We start from the raw sequence: 20,093 nt of genomic DNA, 5'->3' as shown, positions 1-20,093 counted from the left end.
AATATCAAGCCTTTTTTCAATTTTAGCAAATTTTTATTAAAAAAGGATATAAAAACCTTATATTACCAATCAGATATAAGAGTTTAGGTTACGAAGAAAAAGGGTAACACGATAACTTGGAGGGATTTCAATGAAAAAAAATCAGCAAGACTTTGAAGCAGAAAATATGAGTGACTTAGTCGAACTTATCAATAGTAAAAACAATAGCCGTAGAATCTTAGATGTACTTCGTCGTAATAAGAAGGATAAAAGTAAAAGTGTAGATAAAAACGGCAAATGAAAACCCAGGCCAAAAAGGTCTGGGTCTTCATTTTGATTGGGTTAAATTTTGAATGTATGGATGGCATCATCCATTTCCCTTGCCAACTTCCGCAGATGTTCAGCAAAGGCACTGATTTCCTCTATCGCGGCGGATTGTTCCCCAGTAGCAGTCAAGACATTTCGTGTCGCCGCCTCTGACTCGGTAGCTACACTTGATATCATGTCCATCGACTCTACTGCAACCCGCGTCCCTGCTTCCATTTTTCCAATCGTCTCTTCCACCTGTCCCACTTGATCAGAGAGTTCATTTATGGAGTGGTGAATTTCTACAAATGTGTCTCCAGCTCCCGTCATCACCTTGATTCCTTCGCTTACCTCATGATTGACAAACCCCATTTGCTCGGCAACCTGTTTTGTTTCTTTTTGGATATGGCTGATAATTTCACTAATTTGCTGAGTTGCATTGCTCGATTGCTCGGCAAGGTTCCTCACTTCATTGGCCACCACAGCAAAACCCTTTCCTTGGTCACCAGCACGCGCAGCTTCTATGGAAGCATTCAGGGCCAATAGATTCGTTTGGGCCGCTATTCCTGTAATCACTTCGACAATTTTCCCTATTTCAATGGAACGTTCCCCTAAACCATTTACGACTCTAGCCAATTCATTCACATTGGAATAAATAGATTCCATTTGTTTACCAGCCTGTTCGATTGATTTTGTTCCTGCATTGGCTTTCTCCAATGACTTATTGATGGAGCCGGATACCATCTCCGCCCCAATCGTTACGTTCGCAAGGCTGGACGACATCTGATAAATCACCTCAGTTGTCTCGTTCACTTCCTTAGCCTGGTTTTTGACTCCTTCTGCGACAGCTTCCATGGAACAAGAGATTTCTTCCGTAGCCCTGCTCGTCTGATGCGCCCCTTCAGCTAATTCAGTTGAATAAGTGCTCATATTTTTTGACGCGTCCTGAACCTTTTTCAACACGTCACTCCAAGATTCAACGGTATGATTGATATTAATTGCAATCGTTTTCAAGAAACCTAGCTGCTCTTTACTTATCCTTTGTTCAAGGTCACCATCGGCAATTTTCTCTAGATAACGATTTATCAATCCAATCGGACGAATGAACCTTCGATGGTTTATCATGGAGGAAACAATTCCAACAATAAAACCGCAGATTGTCATGAAAATTAGATTCCATATCATGCGAGTTCCCGAAATACCATTTATGAGACAAACAATCAGCCCAATTATAAAGGTACCAGGCACCACAACCAAGCTTGTCCGGATGATATATTGAATAAGTCTCATTATATTCACTCCTAAAAAATCTTTTTTAATTGTTCACAAAAATATCATACTATTCTCCTAGTCGTTTTTCCACTTTTATACTAAAATAGAACTAATTTTATCCAAAATAAAAAGCTGATTTTGTTTGTTAAGGACAAAATCAGCTTCCTATCCATCTATAAAATGCTGCTATCTTTTTCTTTGTATGGTTTTAACTTCATTACCCTCCGAAGAGATATAGACCGTTTCATCTACCCTATATGATAAATAGCGATCGCAGTCTATTTCCAATATTTTACCGTTATCGAACTTCATTGCACAGTTCGACCCCTCTTCCGTCTTACTCACATCAATGACTTCGTTCGTTTTAAAACCAATCGCCTTGCCATCGGAAAAATGAGGGTAGTATTTCTCGACAATCACCACTTTATCCAATCGACCTGGACCTGATAAATATACAACCAATAATATGATTAAAACGGCTATTAAGCCACCAAGAATTACTGTTTTTCGTTTCACTCTATCTATTACCCCTTTTTCTCAATCTATTACTTAATATCCTTTTTCAATAGATTATATTCAGAAATCTAGTAAATATGATAGAAAAGAGAATTTGAGTTTTCCATTCATGTTTCCTTCTTCAGCAACAAAATGCATACTGCCGCCAAAAGGATCAATAGGGATACAACAGCAACGACTCCTCCCCAGCCGAACCGGATGAGGAAGATCCCGCCAGTCGCCCCCACGATACTGGAGCCGCCATAATAGAATAATAGGTAAATGGCGGAGGCTTGGGCCTTTTCACTTTTATCCGCCACTCTTCCAACCCAACTGCTCGCGATCGAATGGGCCCCAAAGAAACCAAAAGTAAAGAAGGCGAGGCCTGTTATTTTCATGGAAAGAGGAACAGCCAAAGTTAAGAGCGCCCCCGCAAGCATGATGAGAATTCCAGATAGCAACACATGCCCCCGGCTATACCGGTCCGCAAGTTTCCCCATCCACGTTGAACTGAAGGTCCCAACTAGATAGATAATGAAAATGAAACCGATTAGCGTTTGTGATAATTGATAAGGCGGTTCCATCAGCGGAATCCCGACAAAGTTATAAACGGTCACAAACGAACCCATCAGTAAGAATGCCATGCTAAATAGTAATAATAACTGTGGATTCTTAAAGTTATGATGTAATGATACTTTTATTCTGGACAGAGATATTTTATTGCTTAGTGAATGCTTGGAAGATGGGAGCATCCACCAAAAGAACAGGCTAATTAGTAAACTTAACGCCCCAAGGCTCCCAATCGCTACATTCCAAGAGTAGTGGTCGGTCAATATCCCGACAATCAGTCTACCTGCTAGCCCTCCAATGGACGAACCACTCACATAAATCCCCATCACATACCCTAGACTCTTCGGATGGAATTCTTCATTGATGTAGGCCATGGCAATCGCAGGGAACCCAGCAAGAACGGCACCCTGGACTGCCCTGACAGCGATTAAGGTGGTTATGCTATCCTGGATAAGACTGACGCTGATCGATAATGCAGCGGATACGGTCAGGGCCACGCCCATTATCTTCTTCCGATCAATATTCTCTGAAAAAAAAGAAACGAGCAATAAACATATGGCAAGCGTCCCTGTTGCAAAAGACAATGTTAGACTGGCCATTGCCGGCGAAACGCCGAATTGCTTCGCAAATACCGGGATGACCGGTTGCGTGCTATATAAATCAGCAAATGTTACAAAACTTCCAAGAAATAAAGCTAGTATCGTTTTTCGAAATGATTTGCCCGCAGGCTCAATATAATTCAATTCCGCTCAAACCTTTCAAACTTAACTTACCTTCTATGTTAATACGTCCTGACTAAGTTGTCTATTTTACAGAAAGTCGAAGAATTCGAACGTTTTACCAGTATAAAAAAAGCCCTTCACAGATTCTGTGAAGGATTTTCGTCAATCGTTAATTCACTTGTCTTTCTTTACTTTCATTTTTTATCATCAGCCAATATACAGGTAAGCCGACTAGCAAAATAATCACGGAGTAGAGAGCATCCATCGGTGTATCGATTAATGTGCTAAACACTATATACACTGCACCGACTATCGCCAGGATAGGGATGAACGGATAAAGAGGCACTTTATACGTTTTGGCATCCGGATCTTTCTTACGTAGAATGAAGACTGCAAAGAAAGCTAAACCATAGAAAGAAAAGACGGAGAATATTGCCATATTCGAAAGCTTATCGGGATCCGTCACGACCATCATGATAATCGCAATGACCACTTGTAGAATCGTTGCATTGACAGGCGTCCTGAATCTAGGTGAGATCTTCCTTATCTGTCTATGACCAGGCACCATTTTATCTTCAGCCATCGCAAGTGTAATTCTTGGGAAGGTTAAAAGCTTGCCGTTCAAACACCCGAAGATAGAGATTAAGATCCCAATCGCAATTATTTTTCCGCCCAGCTCACCAAAAAGAACCGTCGCTGCAACATTAGCGGAATTCGTTCCATTCGCAATGATTCCTTCCGCACCAAGGACATGTAGCATGGCCAGGTTTACAGCTAAGTATGCCACCATGACCACGACTATCCCCGTAATGATCGCCCGGGGTAATGTTTTCTGGGGATTTTTCATCTCCCCTGCCATGAAGCCCACGTTGATCCATCCGTCATATGCCCATAGCGTTGCAAGTATCGCACCCGCCATGCTTACCTTCACTGTGGTCTCAACATCCATGTTAAAGACAGGCATTTCGCCTTGAGCCACGCCGAATACGGCAATGAAGACGATGGGAATCAATTTTGCAACGGTGGAAACCGTTTGAATCAACCCGCCATATTTCGTCCCCAACAAGTTCATCGCGGTCAGAAATACAATGGTGACTATTCCAATACCCATTGTATAATCCATAGATATATTAAATAAACCGGCCACCAACGCACCGAAATATAAACAAAGCGCGCCCATTACTGCAGGTCCATATACCAATGTTTGGACCCAGCCACAAAGAAATCCCCACATCTTTCCATACACTTCTTCTAAATACGCATATAAACCGCCCGTTTTAGGAATTCGTGTACTCACCTCAGCGATTGTCAATCCGCTTGCAAGCGTTATCAAACCACCAATCAGCCAAGCCAATAAGGACATCGTTGAATTACCACTTAACTCAAGTACCACGCCAGGCTTCATGAAAATACCGGAGCCTATGACTGTACCCACTACTATAGATGTTCCAACCCAAAAGCCAATCGTTTTTTTCAATTGATCATTCATTCAATGTCCTCCTTTCGCGTACACATCTTCTATTTTCTCAAAAAAATTATACCACGAAAAGTATATAAGAATAATTTATTGAATACTCAGAATAATAAATTATATCAAACGAGAGGTTATTCCATCTATATTGGTAGCGCATACATTTTTTTATTATTTTTTAGTAAAAAATAATATTTTCCCTCTTAACTTTAGCAATATAATGAGAAAAACCCACTAAATACGAATCATTATAGAAAATATCTTATTTATTATTCGTATTTTATCCTTTACCTTTATTGTTTCACCATTAATAATCCTCTGAAAGAGATGAAGCAATCTATGTCGAGTGACCCCACCCTTATATCCTTAAATAGGAAAATCACCTATAGGAGTATAATACTAAAGTTTGTCTACCTTTGTCCTATCTCCCTCTACCGATGATTGGAAGACTCCCTTTCTTTGCTCCCTCTTTTCGCACAAAAAAAACCACCCCTTTTGATAGGGATGGCTGGATTTTACCAAACAATGAATAATAGCACAATCGCTAGGACTATTCGGTAGATGGCAAAAGGAGTCAACTTCACCTTATTAATTAATAATAGGAAGAAGCGGATGCAGAATAACGCAAAAATAAAGGCGCTGATGAATCCTGCGATAAAGAATGGTAGCACTTCAGGCGTGAAGTATTCCCAGTATTTTATAATTTTCAGCAAACTGGCACCTGCCATGATCGGCACGGCCATAATAAATGTGAAATCGGACGCCGCACGATAACTCATGCCAAGAAGCACACCGCCGGATATCGTCGAACCCGAACGGGAGAATCCTGGCCAAAGGGCTAGACATTGGATTAACCCAACACCAAGAGCTTGTTTATAGGTGATTTGGTCAACCGTTTCCGCTGTCAATTTCGGTCGGAACCTATCCGCCGCAATCATCAGTAAAGCACCTACGAACAATCCGATGATAACCGTCTTTACCGTGAATAAATGTTCATCGATATAATCCTCGAACAGTAAACCCAATACGGTCGCAGGTAGCAACCCTACGATGATTTGGAGCAAATTCAGCTTTTCCCCTGCCACAGCAGAAGAGTTCTTGATTTTTCTTAAGCCAAGCAAGTCCATGAAACGCCCCCAAAAGAGCACCACTACAGCAAGTATGGACCCAAGCTGGATGACGACCTTAAAAGCATTGGCCACTTCACTACCAAAAATTTCAGTGGATTTCAGCCATAAATCATCTACTATGATCATATGGCCCGTAGAGGATACCGGTGCAAACTCCGTTAGACCTTCCACAAGGCCAAGGATAACAGCCACAAAAATTTCCCAAATATTCATTATTTTCACCTCGAAATTTGTCCGCATATAAATGGAAATACCATTTGTATTTTACTCGTTGTTTAAAATATTGTCTATTAATCGTTGCTGAAAAAAAGGACTGTACCATGTATCATAGACTCAAGATAATCAAAAAGAAGGAGTGACGCTCGTGAGAAACATCCAGATTTTTGCTCATCGTGGCTCGAAAGGGACACATCCGGAAAATACGTTCCTTGCATTTAAAGAAGCTGTACGGGTCGGGGCCGATGGCATTGAATTCGATGTCCACCTTAGCTCGGACGATGAATTGGTGGTCATCCATGATGAAACACTTGACCGGACCACCACATTATCCGGTTATGTCAAAGATTTTTCTAGAGAAGAATTAAAGAAAGCAGATGCCGGTTGCAAATTTTCCGAGGAGTTCAGTGGAGAGAAGATACCTTTCTTAGGAGAGATTTTCGAATGGGCTAAGGAACATGCATTAACGATGAATATAGAACTCAAAACGGATAAGATCGCGTACGAAGGAATAGAAGAAAAGGTCGTGGATTTAATCAGGGAGCATCATATGGAACGTCGGGTCATTCTATCTTCCTTCAATCATCAATCGATTGAAAAAGTGAAGGAGCTGGCCCCCGAATTGGAACGGGCTTTATTATTCGAAGGTCTCCCTCCTAACATAGAAGAAATATTAGCTGGTAGAAAAGAAACTGGTTTCCATCCTGATAGAAAAAGCCTGACCGAACCCATCCATGCATCTGCGAAAAAGCTGGGATACAAAGTCCGCCCCTGGGTCGCCAATAACCAGGCTGATATCGAAAGACTTGCCGATATCGGGGTCGACGTCATCATGACCGACTTTCCTGAAAGAGCCATCTTGCTCCTGAACGATAGGGCATGCCAATAAGCTCATACGGATAAATTGCGAAAGAGAAGGGGATCATTCCCCTTCTCTTTCTAATCCATATTTATTCAATTATTAACGAGCTGATCCGCCTAATTGTTGTTCAGCCATTTGCACTAAACGTTTTGTAATTTCTCCACCAACTGATCCGTTAGCACGAGCAGTTGTGTCAGCACCTAAATTCACGCCAAATTCATTTGCAATTTCATACTTCATTTGTTCTAGAGCTTGTTCTGCGCCAGCTACTACTAGTTGGTTGCTGCTGTTGTTGTTTGCCATGTGTCTCACCTCCTTATATATATTTATTTACATCTTCAGCTTAAATTATTATTTCCAATTTATTGAATAATCGTATCTTTTGAACGATAACTTCAGGCTCTCTATCATGAATTCATTCTTATGCTCATAAACTGTTAGGAAACTTTCAGTAAGGGGGAAAAAGACGTGCAAATTCATGTGGTTAGGCCTGGCCAAACGTTATTTGGCATTGCCCAGACGTATAGCGTGAGCGTTGACCGGATCGTGGAAGCAAATAAAATTCCTAACCCAAATAACCTGGTCGTCGGGCAGGCCATCGTCATTCCAATAGTCGGAAGTTATTATTTTGTCCAGCCTGGTGACACCTTGTTTTCGATTGCTCAGAAGGTCGATGTCCCATATCAAGAATTAGCGAGGATCAATGGCATTTCCGACCAGGAATCGTTAACCGTCGGATACCGCCTTTATATTCCTGCCCGAAAAAAACGAACGGCCGAGTTCAACGCCTATGTCGAGCCTCGCGGTACGTCAGTTGCTCCTGCCCTTGAAACGGCTGCCAGGGAAGCAGCTCCTTATTTGACCTACTTAGCTCCATTCAGCTTTCAGGCGCTCCGTGATGGCTCCTTGAAGGAACCATTGCTCAATAACTTTCCAACCATTGCTCAAGAAAATAAAAATGTCCTCATGATGGTCATTACCAATCAGGAAAACGATCAATTCAGTGCCGAACTCGGACAAATCATCCTTAACAATACGTCCGTGCAGAATAAGTTCCTAAACAACATTGTCACAACAGCTAAAAAATATGGATTCAGGGATATACATTTTGACTTTGAGTTTTTACGTCCGTCCGATAAAGAAGCTTATAATCAATTTTTACGTAAAGCAAAGGAACGTTTCAAAAAAGAAGGCTGGTTCATTTCAACAGCTCTGGCACCGAAAACCAGTGCTGAGCAAAAAGGGGGCTGGTATGAAGCACATGATTATAAAGCGCACGGGGAAATTGTCGACTTTGTTATTATCATGACGTACGAATGGGGATACAGCGGGGGTCCCGCCCAAGCTGTGTCTCCAATTGGCCCGGTACGTGATGTACTCGAGTACGCCATCACCGAAATGCCGTCCAATAAGATTCTCATGGGGCAAAACCTATACGGCTATGACTGGACATTACCCTTTGTCCAGGGCACAATCGCCAAGGCCGTCAGTCCGCAGCAGGCCATCCAGATTGCTGCCGCAAATAATGCATCCATTGAATATGATGAAAAAGCACAGGCCCCACATTTTACCTACACAGCTGCTGACGGTAAACAGCATGAGGTTTGGTTTGAAGACGCCCGTTCCATACAGGCGAAGTTTGATTTAATCAAAGAATTGAACTTAAGAGGAATGAGTTATTGGAAGCTCGGTCTTTCCTTTCCGCAAAACTGGCTTCTCATCAGTGAGAACTTTAACGTTCGAAGACGGGTCTGAGGACATTTTTGGAATATGCATCGTGATTCCTGCATATGATTCAGTATTGAGCATAAAGTCCATCTATTGGATACGTGACTCCCCATGATAAAAACCTTCCGTATCCTTAGGAAGGTTTTTATCTGTTTATCTTCTTATATAAAGATTGTCCGGCAAATCCTTATGAGTTGACCTCCTTTTGTCCATACTAAAAAGACTTAGGGGGGATAATATGATCAAAAATAATCCATTCAGCAGCCACGTATTCCAACGGTTTCCCCGTTTACTGAAGTTGCTTTTTACCATCCTCCTGTTTTTATTTTTCTTCGGATGGCTAATTCATATAATTGAACCTGATAACTTCCCTTCGATATTTGAAGGAATCTGGTGGGCCATTGTCACAACATCCACTGTCGGCTACGGGGATTTCGTCCCGCTGACGAAACTCGGGAGAATGATTGGGATTCTCCTCATTTTGTCCGGGGTCGGAGTCATCACATCATATTTTGCCTATATCGCCAAAATGTCCATCTCAAGCGATCAACAATTCCTCACCGGACGAAAGGAATTCAGCGGCACCGGTCACTTTATTATCATCGGTTGGAATGGACGATCGAAACGAATCATTAACAACATTCATGAACGCGTGCATAATCAGCACATTGTCTTGATTGACGATACATTGAAAAAACACCCTTTACCACGGACGAACATCCATTTCGTGCAAGGAAAGGCGAGTTTGGATTCCGTTTTACTGCAGGCCAATATTAAACAAGCTGAGCGGGTCCTCATTACGGCCGACCTTCAACAAAATGAACTGCAAACGGACATGTTTTCCGTGTTAACCTTACTTGCCGTAAAAGGGTTGAACCCCCATGTATATTGCCTTGTTGAAATTCTAACGCAGGAGCAGAAAGAAAATGCCTTACGAGCCGGAGCTGATGGAATCATTGAAACGAATAAGTTTGCGAGTGACTATATGGAAGAATGCCTATCGAGGGGAATGGATGTGAAATGGGCAGAGAGTTTCACAAAGGAAAAAGGTCTGAAGATTGAACAGATTCCGATGGAATTCGATTGGAAAGGTAAAACATTCAAACAATTGGGTGTTACCTTATTAGAAAAGGACATCCTTTTGATTGGCATCATTTCTGGAGGCGAGACTCTCATCAAGCCCCCATCAGATGCCGTCATCCACCAAAACGATATCTTGCTCATCGTTGATCGTTAACCCAGTAGTATCTTTTCCAGATCCCGAACGAGAGATTTTCCATAAGCGATATAATCCTGTGGAAATTCTGCATCGGGATCTTCCGGCTCCGCAAATTGATTAAAAGAAGCGGAAAGGTTCCCAATATTCCCTTCCCGGTCGATGCCATCCTCATACTTATGAGATAATAAATACGGAGTCATTATTTCGACCATCACCCCATCGGTATCCAGAGAGCCATCGACAGCTTTGAAAGGCACGCGTAAAAATTGATACCCATCCTTTTCATCAATCTTAAAGTCGAAAGTACCATGGTCATAATCCCAGCCACCACCAATCATATATCCCTCTGGTTTAAGCTTCGTTTCTAAATCAAATAGCCCAAAAGTTTTCCCTTCCAACTTAGAAGAAATTTCAATCATGTTAAAACCTCTTTTGCTAATTTTAATAATTAGCTTACCCAATAGTCTAAAAAAAAACCTAATGCTTACTCGTCCTCTTTCGATTGAGCAAAAAGCAAATTGGTTCTGTCACTGATTTCCAGGCTGTCCTTTTGTTTGGGGGTGGTCACCTTCACTTGCGTGGCTCCCTTATTTTCCTCTGCTTGCAGTTGCTGGATTTGCATGGATAGTTGCTGCATTTCTTTCTGCAACTGCTGGACCTTCTCTTGCTTGGCTTCGGCGGTATCATCCGATTGGTAAGCTTCTTGAATATCTGCCTGCAATTCGGCTTTCTCTTGTTCCAAATCATTGATGGCGCTTTGAGAGCTCCTTGATGTGCCATTTGTATTTGTCGCATAATTATTAGTGGATGACGATATTTGCATTCATGGCTCCTCCATTCTATTAATAGGTGTGGATGTAAGTATCACCCTTTTCCCTTAACTTTTTCTTAATATGACAAAAGGCATCAAGCAGGACACGATATGTCCAGCTTGATGCCTTTTTATCTTATAAACGTTTTTCTAGTTCTGCTTTTTTCTCTTCGAATCCTGGTTTCCCTAGTAGGGCGAACATGTTCACCTTATACGCTTCGACACCAGGCTGATCGAATGGATTGACTCCCAATAAATAGCCACTCATCGCACAAGCCTTCTCGAAGAAGTAAACAAGGTAGCCGAATGTGGATGCATCAAGTTGTGGCACCGAAAGGATCAGGTTCGGTACATCGCCGTCTGTATGAGCTAGCAACGTGCCTTCGAATGCCTTATTATTGACGAATTGAACGGTTTCTCCAGCCAAATAGTTCAAACCATCCAAATCGTTTTCGGCCTCTTCGATCGTGATTTCATGTCGTGCCTTTTCTACTTTTATGACTGTTTCAAAAAGGTCGCGTCGTCCTTCCTGTACATATTGCCCCATCGAATGCAGGTCCGTGGAGAAGTTGGCCGATGCCGGGAAGATCCCTTTTTGGTCTTTCCCTTCACTCTCACCGAATAACTGTTTCCACCACTCAGAAAAGTATTGCAGACCAGGTTCATAGTTGATCAACATTTCTATGGTTTTCCCTTTATTATAAAGAACGTTACGGACGGCCGCATATTGATAAGCCTGATTTTCAGAGAGCTCCGAGGAACTGAATTCCACTCTCGCACGTTCCGCCCCTTCCATGACTTGATCGATATCCGCACCACTCACGGCAATTGGAAGCAAGCCCACTGCGGTTAAAACAGAATACCTGCCACCGACATCATCTGGAATGACAAACGTTTCATAGCCCTCTTCCGTTGCCACTGTCTTCAAAGCGCCCTTCTCTTTATCAGTTGTGGCAAATATCCTTCCTTTCGCTTCTTCCGTTCCATACTTTTGCTCAAGAAGCTTCCGAAAAATTCGGAAGGCTAGTGCCGGTTCCGTCGTCGTACCCGATTTAGAGATGACATTGATGGAAAAATCTCTGTCCGCCAATACGTCCATGACATCTTGCATATATGTAGAACTTATGTTGTTTCCAACGAATATGATTTGCGGAGTGTTTCGTTTATCAGAAGGCAAAAGGTTATAAAAACTGTGTTGCAGCATTTCAATGGCCGCACGTGCCCCAAGATAAGAACCACCAATTCCGATAACCAATAATACATCCGAATCTTCCTTTATTTTTGCAGCAGCTTTCTTGATCCTGAGGAATTCCTCTTTATCATAATTCTTAGGTAAATCAAGCCAGCCAAGATATTCATTTCCTGCACCGGTCTGTTCGTGTAGAGAATGGTGTGCCACTTTTACAGCATCCTGTAAGTAGGTCATTTCGTGCTTTCCAAAAAACGGTAGAGCCTTTGAATAATCGAAACGTATTTGGGACATGCCAATTCCTCCTTTAATCTTTGGTTACCTTTTCACTTTATCTGATGTCTATATCAGAATCAAGAAAACCAGAATGAAAAATCCGTTTTTATAGACAAAACTCCCACTAACCGGTTAGTGGGAGCCTAATGTCTTCTTTTACCTTATTATAATGATGCACGCAGAATGGCAAGAACATCTTCGCGGTTGAGCACTTTAAATCGACCGAATTCCCCTTTGCTCATCGCTTTATCGGCAATGACCTCAATCTGTGAATCATCGATATCATAATCTGCAAGACGAGTTGGAGCGCCTAAACTGCTCCAGAATGACTGTAGGCGTTCAATTCCCTCAAGCGCAACCTCTTCACTTGATTTGCCTTCCGGATCGACCTGGAAGACACGTACTGCAACTTGCTTAAAGCGATCTACATTTTCATGGAGCACATGTTTCATCCAATTAGGGAATAATATCGCCAGACCTCCTGCATGAGGAATATCATAGACTGCAGATACGGCATGTTCAATATTATGAGTCGCCCAGTCGCCAAGGTAACCTACCCCGAGTGAACCGTTTAACGCTACATTCCCCGCATATAATATCGTAGCACGGTGCTCATAATCCTCTAGGTCTTCCAGTAACTTAGGAGCCGTTTCCATGACCGTCACTAAAAGTGATTCACAAAAACGGTCCTGAAGTGGCGCATGCGTTTCTTGGTGGAAATACGTTTCGAAAACATGTGACATCATATCGACCATTCCATAGACCGTTTGGTTTTTCGGAAGGGAGAAAGTGTTCTCCGGATCCAAAATGGAGAATTTAGGGAATACCAAAGGGCTGCCCCATCCGTACTTCTCTTTCGTTTCCCAATTTGTAATGACGGAACCCGAATTCGCTTCAGAACCAGTTGCAGCTATGGTAAGGACCGTTCCGAATGGAAGTGCTTCCTTGACGGGTGCCTTTTTGATGACAAGATCCCATGCATCTCCTTCATATTTAGCACCTGCAACGATAGCTTTTGTAGCGTCAATCACGCTTCCGCCACCTACCGCAAGCACAAAATCAATATTGTGTTCCTTACACAACTCTGCACCTTTACGGACAGTCGTGATACGCGGATTTGGTTCAACTCCTGCCAGTTCGAATACCTCAACTTCAATCTCCTTCAAGACAGCCATGACTTTATCGTACAGGCCATTTTTCTTGATGCTTCCACCACCGTATACGAGCAGGACCTTATTTCCATAGGTAGGGATTTCAGATTTTAGGCTATCCAATTGATTCTTACCAAAAATGATCTTGGTAGGATTCTTGTATGTGTAATTTTCCATTTTATCTTCTCCTTTAAAATTGTCCTCTTTTCGAGCGGCCCAAGGACCATTAAGCCTTGGATGTTTTATTTCTCCATTATGACGAATGTTCCATATAAATACAAAATATCCGTTTAGAAGTTTTTTCGGTTGTGTATATTATTATCTTCAAAAAGCATGATAAGTAAAGAAAGATGCTTAAAAAAAAGGAGGCAATATAATGAGTGGGATACAAAGAACCGCACTTGTTTTGACAATTATCGGTGCCATCAACTGGGGTCTGATAGGCTTTTTCCAATTCGATCTAGTCGCAGCGATTTTTGGCGGACAAGATGCTGCGTTGGCCCGTATCGTTTATGGCTTAGTAGGGATTGCCGGTCTTGTCAACCTTGGTCTTCTCTTCAAGCCAAGTCCCGAACTGTCCCGTGAACCCGAAACTAAACCAACTCGATGAATTTCAAAAGCAAAATAATAAAGCCGGTTCATGAAAGACTCATGTCCCGGCTTTATCCTTTTTCATAAAAAAAACCGGAGGGTCCAAGGACCTTCCGGGTAAAAAAATTATTTTTTGATTAAGTCTTCGCGTTCTGATTGGTCGATCCACGCTTGAAGTTTGTCTTTCAAAGAATTGAATCCTTCAGTAGACTCGATGTGTGAAGTCGCTTTAACAGATGCTTGGCGTTTTTTTGGAGCTTTCTTAGGAGCTTCAGTACGCTCAGGAGCTTCTTCTGTTGCGCGGATTGATAAGCCGATTTTTCCAGCTTTAGAATCGATAGAAAGTACTTTAACTTTTACTTCATCGCCCACTTTTAAATGTTCGTTAATATCTTTTACGAACCCGTGAGTAATTTCAGAAATATGAACTAAACCTTGAGTTGAATCATCTAGAGCAACAAATGCACCGTATGGTTGAATACCAGTTACTTTACCAGTAACTACTGCACCAATTTCGAATTTTTCAGACATGGTAACACTCCTATTTTATATATATTTTTTCGGCTTTTCACGCAATACAAAATTATATCACAGAACTGGAAATAATCAAAGTTAAGTATACCATACTTTTTCCGTTATAACTTAAAAAATTTGTAATTAAACATCCCTTTCGATATATGAGTATTATTTATAACTTATCCTAAAAGTTTTCATTTAAACCTAGGCTTCACTTTTCCAATCACATATTTTTCGAAAAATTATAATAACAAAATACTATCCATTTCAGATTAACCGTAGTAAGATGGAAAAATGTTTATCTCTACCTACATATGTTTCTATACCTTTAAAGGAGTTTTTCACCATGGCCAAACAAGAGCAATGGTCTTCTAAAATCGGTTTCATCCTTGCAGCGGCTGGTTCCGCTATTGGATTGGGTGCCATTTGGAAGTTCCCATATATGACAGGGACAAATGGAGGAGGCGCGTTTTTCCTCTTATTTGTGATCTTCACCCTATTGATCGGTACACCTCTACTCATCGCTGAATTTACCATCGGACGGAATGCACAAAAGGATGCCATTCGTGCCTATAAACACATTGCACCGGGAAAACCTTGGGTGTTATTGGGATATGGTGGGGTGCTTGCGTCCATCATCTTACTGTCCTTCTATAGTGTGGTTGGTGGATGGATCCTTTCCTATTTATGGAGAAGCTTTACAGGAACCCTATCTAATTTAACCCAGGCGGAATACAGTGATCGCTTCAATACCATTATCAGTAGCCCATATGAAACGGTTATCGCTCAGTTTCTTTTCATGATTTTGACGATTTGGGTCGTACAAGGGGGCGTATCCAAAGGGATTGAAAAAGCAAATAAATATATGATGCCTTCCCTGTTCGTACTTTTTCTCGTCCTTCTCGTTCGCTCTATGACACTGGATGGTGCAATGGAAGGCGTTAAATTCTTCTTGAAACCGGATTTTTCCTCTTTGACAGAGCAAACCATTTTATTAGCGCTCGGCCAATCCTTCTTTGCACTGAGTGTGGGCATTTCTGTAATGGTCACCTATGCTTCGTACTTAAGCAAGAAGGAAGACATCACTAAGTCGGCTTTATCTGTCGTTGGATTGAATATTTTCATTTCCTTGCTAGCAGGCTTAGTCATTTTCCCGGCGGTATTCGCTCTTGGCTTCGACCCTTCTAGTGGGCCAGGGCTTGTCTTTGTCGTATTGCCTGCAGTCTTTAATGAAATTGCCTTAGGTGGCATCTTCATGACGATTTTCTTCATATTATTATTATTCGCAACACTGACTTCTGCGTTCTCGATTCTCGAAATCATCGTAGCCTCCATGATCAAAGGCGATGGAACGAAACGACGGAAGTCCTCATGGATGGCTGGAATTTTGGTTTTCTTAATAGGGATTCCGAGCGCATTATCATTCGGCGTGCTGGGCGAAGTGAAGATTTTCGATTTAACTTTTTTCGACCTTGCCGATTATGTGACAAGCAACATTGCTTTGCCTGTCGGCGCCCTGTTCATTTCGCTTTTCATTGGTTACCAAATGAAACGGATCTCAGTGCAAAAAGAGTTCGAACAGGGGTCAAGTCCAGGCTTTTCTTTCTTTAAAATTTGGTATTTCCTGATTCGTTACATTGTTCCGGTAGCTATCATCCTCGTATTTTTCAGTTCGATTGGTCTTTTTGACAAATAAGGCATTCTTGCAAAAACGCCGCAACGGTATCCGTTGCGGCGTTTTCTTTCACAGAATATCCATATCATTACACTGTTCATAAGTTAAAATATGGTAAAATAAACATATTACTAATATTTCCTGAAAAAGGAGTGCTGATCATGTCAAACCTCGCAAAAAATATTCGGCAATACAGAGAAGAGCATAACCTTACTCAACAAGAGTTGGCTTTGAAATTAAGGATGGGCACAAAGAAAATCGAAATGTATGAATCAGGTGAAGTGACCCCTGATACCCAAACCATTTTGCGGCTTTCCACCGTTCTTGATATTCCTGCATCAGAACTGATTCAAAGTAGTCCTATCATAAATACTTCAGGGGTGGATGAGGAATTGGCCGAACTCATCCGGGAAATTGGAGTCAAGCACGCTAAACTCATCCTGCGTACCGCGAAAGACTTCAGTGAAGAACAAATCGTGAAAGTCATGCATCAGCTTTATGATACAAAAACTAATATCCAATAAAGTTTCATAAAGGGAGTATTTTTTTTCAATTAAATGGATATACTATGATTAACACTTTCTATGTTAATCCATTAAGATTAACTCTTTTTTCTAATTCCCCCTATGGAATAGGGATTCATCGTATACTACGATTGAATCCCTATTTTTTTGCGTATGGAATTTTAGTACCTACTATATTTCTTCATGAACCGTTCCATTCTTTTTATAGCTTCCTGGAGCTGTTCCATGGAGGAAGCATAGGAACAACGGATATGCCCCTCACCACTTTCCCCGAATACATCTCCCGGTACAACGGCGACCAGTTCTTCTGTCAGCAATTTCTCGGCGAATTCCATCGATGTCATGCCTGTTTTCTCGATTGACGGAAAGGCATAAAAGGCCCCTCCAGGATTATGGCAATCCAAACCGATTTCGTTAAGTGACTTAACAATATAATTGCGTCTTCCCCTGTAGCTGCGACGCATATCCTCCACATCTTGCATCCCATTTTTCAAAGCTTCCAATGCCGCATGCTGTGCCATGGTCGGTGCGCACATCATCGCATATTGATGAACCTTGAGCATCGCCTCGGAAATTTCCGTGGGTGCACATACAAAACCAAGACGCCATCCGGTCATGGCAAAGGCTTTAGAGAATCCGTTGATGACGATCGTCCTCTCCAGCATGCCATCGATGGCTGCAAAAGAAGTATATTTTTCATCATAAGCAAGCTCCGCATAAATTTCGTCTGAAAGGACCAATAAATCATGCTTTTGGACGATTTCAGCAAGTGCAGCTAACTCTGATTTCCCTAACTGCGTCCCAGTCGGGTTATTCGGCGAACAAATTAAAACCGCCTTCGTCCTAGGTGTAATGGCGGCTTCTAGCTGTTCAGGCATCAACTTGAAATCGTTTTCCTTCGACGTTTGGACGGTGACCGGCACTCCGCCTGCCATCGTTACCAAAGGTGCATAGGCAACGAAACAAGGTTCGACGACGATGACCTCCTCACCTGGGTTCAAGACGGTTCTCAGAGCAATATCAAGAGCCTGGCTAGCTCCCACCGTAACGATGATTTGATTCTGAGGATCATACGAAACCGCAAACTGCTTTTTCATATACCCACTGATTTCCTGCCTTAATTCCATCAAGCCGGCATTAGCTGTATAAGAAGTATACCCTTCTTCCAATGAGTTGATTGCCGCTTCTCGGACTCCCCAGGATGTAACGAAGTCCGGTTCCCCCACTCCAAGTGAGACGACTCCTTCCAGATTGGCAGCCAAGTCGAAAAATCGGCGGATGCCTGATGGTTTTAGCTCTGAAACCGTTCTTGATACGTAACTCGTTTTAATCATGGTGATACCACTATCCTTCTGTCTTCTTCTGTTTGTTCAAAAATCGTACCGTCATGCTTATATTTTTTCATAATAAAGTGTGTTGTCGTCGAAATGACCGAATCAAGCGTCGAAAGTTTTTCCGATACGAACCTTGCCACTTCATTCATTGATCGCCCTTCTACGATGACAGAAAGGTCATACGCACCGGACATCAAATAGACGGACTCCACTTCTTTAAATCGGTAAATTCGTTTGGCCACCTCATCAAAGCCCACTCCCCGTTTCGGGGTCACTTTGACATCGATCATCGCTGTCACACCATGGTATTCATCTACTTTTGCCCAGTTAATGACTGTCAAATAACGGACAATCACGCGCATGTCTTCCAGTTTCTTTAACGTTGATTCAATGTCGGCTTCTGATAAATCGGTCATTTTCGCCAAATCTTTTTGATCGATCCGGCTGTTATTTTCAATGATTCTTAAGACTTCCAATTCCCCTTCATTCAAATGCATTGGAAAACCTCCCTAGTAGAATTCACTAATTTCAGACATGATGGTTAGGCTGGCAGAAAGTCAATATTTCTTTATAAAGGCATGTATGACACTATTAAATTAATAAGTCCTATTCTGTCAGGATAAACTTACACTATTATATCAAAGTTAATCGATTATCTGTTATAGTAATTGTATTTTTTTATGGGTATAATTTCTTCTATTGTTATGCAACAGCATATCCAGGAATTTTATTGATAATAAGGAAGTTACCAAACAGACTGCCTACGGTTTTCTTATTCTCATCAGTATATGTAGAGGAGAGCGCAAACATGGAAAATTATATAAAAAAAGACATTGAGCAAGTCGGGGACATTGATTTGTATTATGAACACATCTTTATTCATGACTCTTTGCCTACCCTGGTATTGATTCATGGTTTTTTATCATCAAGCTTCAGCTTCCGGAAATTGGTGCCTCATTTAACTAAGGACTATAATGTCATCTCGGTAGACCTGCCCCCTTTCGGCCAAAGCGGTAAAACCAATCACTATACATACTCCTTCCGGAACTTCGCAGATTCCCTCGTACAACTTTTAGAGGGAAAAGGCATCAAGCATTTCAGCATCATTGCACATTCCATGGGAGGACAGGTTTCTTTGCAACTCATAAATGCCTATCCAGACCTGGTCGAACGCGCCGTCCTTCTTGCCGGATCGGGGTACGAGCCGAGCTTTCCGAAAAAAATGAAAATGCTCAGCTACCTTCCATTCTTTTCTTTTGGGGTAAAGGGGTATCTGCAAAGGTCAGGGATTGAAAAGAACTTAAGGAATGTCGTCCATGACCAAACGATGATCGATGATGAAATGCGTCAGGGATATTTGGACCCTTTCATGAAAAGCCATGATATATTCCGTGCCCTAGGTAGGATGTTGCGTGATAAGGAAGGGGATTTATCTTCAGAAGAGCTCCATTCGATCCATACCCCCTGCCTGCTTGTTTGGGGAAGGTATGATAAGGTCGTACCGCTCGACATCGGGAAAAGGCTGCATGAAGACCTCCCGAATTCAAAGCTCATCGTAATGGAAAACACTGGCCACCTCCTTCCAGAGGAGAAACCTGAAGAAGTGTATCATTTAATCAAGGGGTTTTTAGAAGACTGAACATAGTAAAAAGGGATGGCTCTACTTGGAGTCATCCCTTTCATCTAAAGTGAACAGCTGGCATCGTTTTTAATGATCAGCAGTTTTTGCGCAACCTGTAAACAGCGTTTCAGTTGAACGGGTTCATCGAATGCGTATTCGTAGATGGATTTTATTTTCTCCGCTAGTTCCTGAAGGTCATCTATATCGCGAATTGCCACGACCGTGTCGGCAATCTCTGGTTCATACAGCTCCCCGCCAATCCCAAACGGATCCCATTCTTGTAAAGTAGTCACAAACGCTATATTCATTTGTTGTGTATCGATTATAATCACCTGCTCCATAATTTCGGAAAGAACATGTTATCATAGTATCATATCAAATATCTTTTCGTTAAGACAGAATCAAAGCATGGCAAAAAATTAATTGGCGGTGAAT

General features: G+C 41.9%; 22 protein-coding genes. 8 read left to right on the top strand and 14 right to left on the bottom strand.

Annotation, left to right across the window (positions count from 1 at the left end):
• Positions 1-130: 130 nt before the first annotated feature.
• Positions 131-280, top strand: a complete 150-nt coding sequence (locus ACIQXN_RS05855) for a hypothetical protein (protein WP_402963101.1) — start codon at positions 131-133, stop codon at positions 278-280.
• Between the two features lie 41 nt (positions 281-321).
• Here ACIQXN_RS05855 and ACIQXN_RS05850 read toward each other — a convergent pair whose 3' ends face one another.
• The 5 genes from ACIQXN_RS05850 to ACIQXN_RS05830 all read right to left on the bottom strand — a co-directional run bounded on the left by ACIQXN_RS05850 (position 322) and on the right by ACIQXN_RS05830 (position 6,158).
• Entirely contained in the window at positions 322-1,575 is a 1,254-nt protein-coding gene (locus tag ACIQXN_RS05850; protein ID WP_402963097.1) for a methyl-accepting chemotaxis protein, read from the bottom strand.
• A 168-nt stretch (positions 1,576-1,743) separates the two neighbouring features.
• Positions 1,744-2,073, bottom strand: a complete 330-nt coding sequence (locus ACIQXN_RS05845) for a hypothetical protein (RefSeq protein WP_402963093.1) — start codon at positions 2,071-2,073, stop codon at positions 1,744-1,746.
• A 107-nt stretch (positions 2,074-2,180) separates the two neighbouring features.
• Positions 2,181-3,365 carry an MFS transporter gene (locus ACIQXN_RS05840; protein WP_402963089.1) on the bottom strand — a complete coding sequence of 395 codons (1,185 nt, stop codon included), beginning with the start codon at positions 3,363-3,365 and terminating at the stop codon, positions 2,181-2,183.
• Between the two features lie 148 nt (positions 3,366-3,513).
• Positions 3,514-4,833: an APC family permease gene (locus ACIQXN_RS05835; RefSeq protein WP_402963085.1), complete on the bottom strand. Its 1,320-nt coding sequence runs from the start codon at positions 4,831-4,833 to the stop codon at positions 3,514-3,516.
• A 497-nt stretch (positions 4,834-5,330) separates the two neighbouring features.
• A complete protein-coding gene (locus ACIQXN_RS05830; RefSeq protein ID WP_402963081.1) occupies positions 5,331-6,158 on the bottom strand; it encodes an undecaprenyl-diphosphate phosphatase in 828 nt (275 codons plus the stop codon).
• Positions 6,159-6,309: 151 nt separating this feature from the next.
• Here ACIQXN_RS05830 and ACIQXN_RS05825 point away from each other — a divergent pair, with 151 nt between their 5' ends.
• Positions 6,310-7,050: a glycerophosphodiester phosphodiesterase gene (locus ACIQXN_RS05825; RefSeq protein ID WP_402963077.1), complete on the top strand. Its 741-nt coding sequence runs from the start codon at positions 6,310-6,312 to the stop codon at positions 7,048-7,050.
• A 72-nt stretch (positions 7,051-7,122) separates the two neighbouring features.
• Here the strand turns inward: ACIQXN_RS05825 and ACIQXN_RS05820 are convergent, their stop codons facing one another.
• The gene (locus ACIQXN_RS05820) at positions 7,123-7,326 is read right to left on the bottom strand and encodes an alpha/beta-type small acid-soluble spore protein (protein ID WP_402963074.1); all 204 of its coding nucleotides are present in this window, start codon (positions 7,324-7,326) and stop codon (positions 7,123-7,125) included.
• Between the two features lie 165 nt (positions 7,327-7,491).
• On the opposite strand from ACIQXN_RS05820, the gene ACIQXN_RS05815 reads away from it, so the two are divergent.
• Together ACIQXN_RS05815 and ACIQXN_RS05810 are read left to right on the top strand one after the other, a co-directional pair.
• Positions 7,492-8,778 carry a glycosyl hydrolase family 18 protein gene (locus tag ACIQXN_RS05815; RefSeq protein ID WP_402963069.1) on the top strand — a complete coding sequence of 429 codons (1,287 nt, stop codon included), beginning with the start codon at positions 7,492-7,494 and terminating at the stop codon, positions 8,776-8,778.
• A gap of 211 nt (positions 8,779-8,989) precedes the next feature.
• A complete protein-coding gene (locus ACIQXN_RS05810; protein ID WP_402963065.1) occupies positions 8,990-9,988 on the top strand; it encodes a potassium channel family protein in 999 nt (332 codons plus the stop codon).
• Here the strand turns inward: ACIQXN_RS05810 and ACIQXN_RS05805 are convergent.
• From ACIQXN_RS05805 to ACIQXN_RS05790, 4 genes are all read right to left on the bottom strand, one after another.
• Positions 9,985-10,389: a YugN-like family protein gene (locus tag ACIQXN_RS05805; protein WP_402963062.1), complete on the bottom strand. Its 405-nt coding sequence runs from the start codon at positions 10,387-10,389 to the stop codon at positions 9,985-9,987. The two genes, ACIQXN_RS05810 and ACIQXN_RS05805, sit on opposite strands and share 4 nt — an antisense overlap.
• Positions 10,390-10,454: 65 nt before the next feature.
• The gene (locus ACIQXN_RS05800; RefSeq protein WP_402963058.1) at positions 10,455-10,793 is read right to left on the bottom strand and encodes a FlxA-like family protein; all 339 of its coding nucleotides are present in this window, start codon (positions 10,791-10,793) and stop codon (positions 10,455-10,457) included.
• A gap of 124 nt (positions 10,794-10,917) precedes the next feature.
• Complete coding sequence (locus ACIQXN_RS05795) at positions 10,918-12,264, bottom strand: glucose-6-phosphate isomerase (RefSeq protein WP_402963055.1); 1,347 nt, start codon at positions 12,262-12,264, stop codon at positions 10,918-10,920.
• Between the two features lie 146 nt (positions 12,265-12,410).
• Positions 12,411-13,574 carry an iron-containing alcohol dehydrogenase gene (locus ACIQXN_RS05790; protein WP_402963050.1) on the bottom strand — a complete coding sequence of 388 codons (1,164 nt, stop codon included), beginning with the start codon at positions 13,572-13,574 and terminating at the stop codon, positions 12,411-12,413.
• Positions 13,575-13,773: 199 nt separating this feature from the next.
• Here ACIQXN_RS05790 and ACIQXN_RS05785 point away from each other — a divergent pair, with 199 nt between their 5' ends.
• Positions 13,774-14,007, top strand: coding sequence for a DUF378 domain-containing protein (locus ACIQXN_RS05785; protein WP_402963046.1), 234 nt, complete (start codon positions 13,774-13,776; stop codon positions 14,005-14,007).
• A 107-nt stretch (positions 14,008-14,114) separates the two neighbouring features.
• On the opposite strand, the gene yugI is transcribed toward ACIQXN_RS05785, so the two are convergent.
• A complete protein-coding gene (gene yugI, locus ACIQXN_RS05780) occupies positions 14,115-14,519 on the bottom strand; it encodes a S1 domain-containing post-transcriptional regulator GSP13 (protein ID WP_402871118.1) in 405 nt (134 codons plus the stop codon).
• Positions 14,520-14,850: 331 nt separating this feature from the next.
• On the opposite strand from yugI, the gene ACIQXN_RS05775 reads away from it, so the two are divergent.
• Both ACIQXN_RS05775 and ACIQXN_RS05770 read left to right on the top strand, forming a co-directional pair.
• The gene (locus tag ACIQXN_RS05775) at positions 14,851-16,200 is read left to right on the top strand and encodes a sodium-dependent transporter (RefSeq protein ID WP_402963042.1); all 1,350 of its coding nucleotides are present in this window, start codon (positions 14,851-14,853) and stop codon (positions 16,198-16,200) included.
• A gap of 140 nt (positions 16,201-16,340) precedes the next feature.
• Complete coding sequence (locus ACIQXN_RS05770; RefSeq protein ID WP_402963038.1) at positions 16,341-16,703, top strand: helix-turn-helix domain-containing protein; 363 nt, start codon at positions 16,341-16,343, stop codon at positions 16,701-16,703.
• A gap of 161 nt (positions 16,704-16,864) precedes the next feature.
• On the opposite strand, the gene ACIQXN_RS05765 is transcribed toward ACIQXN_RS05770, so the two are convergent.
• Entirely contained in the window at positions 16,865-18,037 is a 1,173-nt protein-coding gene (locus ACIQXN_RS05765; RefSeq protein ID WP_402963035.1) for an aminotransferase, read from the bottom strand.
• Entirely contained in the window at positions 18,034-18,534 is a 501-nt protein-coding gene (locus ACIQXN_RS05760; protein ID WP_402963031.1) for an Lrp/AsnC family transcriptional regulator, read from the bottom strand. Before ACIQXN_RS05760 ends, ACIQXN_RS05765 begins: the two co-directional genes overlap by 4 nt.
• 311 nt (positions 18,535-18,845) lie before the next feature.
• Between ACIQXN_RS05760 and ACIQXN_RS05755 the strand changes: the two genes are divergently transcribed.
• Positions 18,846-19,676 (top strand): alpha/beta fold hydrolase, encoded by an 831-nt coding sequence (locus ACIQXN_RS05755; RefSeq protein WP_402963027.1) that lies wholly within the window; start codon positions 18,846-18,848, stop codon positions 19,674-19,676.
• A 44-nt stretch (positions 19,677-19,720) separates the two neighbouring features.
• On the opposite strand, the gene ACIQXN_RS05750 is transcribed toward ACIQXN_RS05755, so the two are convergent.
• Positions 19,721-19,990, bottom strand: a complete 270-nt coding sequence (locus ACIQXN_RS05750; protein ID WP_402963023.1) for a DUF1871 family protein — start codon at positions 19,988-19,990, stop codon at positions 19,721-19,723.
• Positions 19,991-20,093: the final 103 nt, after the last annotated feature.

The sequence above is a fragment of the Peribacillus sp. NPDC097295 genome, from assembly GCF_044761665.1.
Classification (GTDB): Bacteria; Bacillota; Bacilli; order Bacillales; family DSM-1321; genus Peribacillus.
Note: the sequence above shows the minus strand (reverse complement) of the source record. Positions and strands in the feature narration are given on the sequence as shown.

Bases quoted from the DNA above. Each gene is read 5' to 3' on its own strand.
- ACIQXN_RS05820 (WP_402963074.1), bottom strand. From the start codon at position 7,326: ATGGCAAACAACAACAGCAGCAACCAACTAGTAGTAGCTGGCGCAGAA.
- ACIQXN_RS05855 (WP_402963101.1), top strand. From the start codon at position 131: ATGAAAAAAAATCAGCAAGACTTTGAAGCAGAAAATATGAGTGACTTA.
- ACIQXN_RS05755 (WP_402963027.1), top strand. From the start codon at position 18,846: ATGGAAAATTATATAAAAAAAGACATTGAGCAAGTCGGGGACATTGAT.
- ACIQXN_RS05830 (WP_402963081.1), bottom strand. From the start codon at position 6,158: ATGAATATTTGGGAAATTTTTGTGGCTGTTATCCTTGGCCTTGTGGAA.
- ACIQXN_RS05810 (WP_402963065.1), top strand. From the start codon at position 8,990: ATGATCAAAAATAATCCATTCAGCAGCCACGTATTCCAACGGTTTCCC.
- ACIQXN_RS05770 (WP_402963038.1), top strand. From the start codon at position 16,341: ATGTCAAACCTCGCAAAAAATATTCGGCAATACAGAGAAGAGCATAAC.
- ACIQXN_RS05805 (WP_402963062.1), bottom strand. From the start codon at position 10,389: ATGATTGAAATTTCTTCTAAGTTGGAAGGGAAAACTTTTGGGCTATTT.
- ACIQXN_RS05795 (WP_402963055.1), bottom strand. From the start codon at position 12,264: ATGTCCCAAATACGTTTCGATTATTCAAAGGCTCTACCGTTTTTTGGA.
- ACIQXN_RS05835 (WP_402963085.1), bottom strand. From the start codon at position 4,833: ATGAATGATCAATTGAAAAAAACGATTGGCTTTTGGGTTGGAACATCT.
- ACIQXN_RS05785 (WP_402963046.1), top strand. From the start codon at position 13,774: ATGAGTGGGATACAAAGAACCGCACTTGTTTTGACAATTATCGGTGCC.
- ACIQXN_RS05765 (WP_402963035.1), bottom strand. From the start codon at position 18,037: ATGATTAAAACGAGTTACGTATCAAGAACGGTTTCAGAGCTAAAACCA.
- yugI (WP_402871118.1), bottom strand. From the start codon at position 14,519: ATGTCTGAAAAATTCGAAATTGGTGCAGTAGTTACTGGTAAAGTAACT.
- ACIQXN_RS05850 (WP_402963097.1), bottom strand. From the start codon at position 1,575: ATGAGACTTATTCAATATATCATCCGGACAAGCTTGGTTGTGGTGCCT.
- ACIQXN_RS05800 (WP_402963058.1), bottom strand. From the start codon at position 10,793: ATGCAAATATCGTCATCCACTAATAATTATGCGACAAATACAAATGGC.
- ACIQXN_RS05790 (WP_402963050.1), bottom strand. From the start codon at position 13,574: ATGGAAAATTACACATACAAGAATCCTACCAAGATCATTTTTGGTAAG.
- ACIQXN_RS05760 (WP_402963031.1), bottom strand. From the start codon at position 18,534: ATGCATTTGAATGAAGGGGAATTGGAAGTCTTAAGAATCATTGAAAAT.
- ACIQXN_RS05775 (WP_402963042.1), top strand. From the start codon at position 14,851: ATGGCCAAACAAGAGCAATGGTCTTCTAAAATCGGTTTCATCCTTGCA.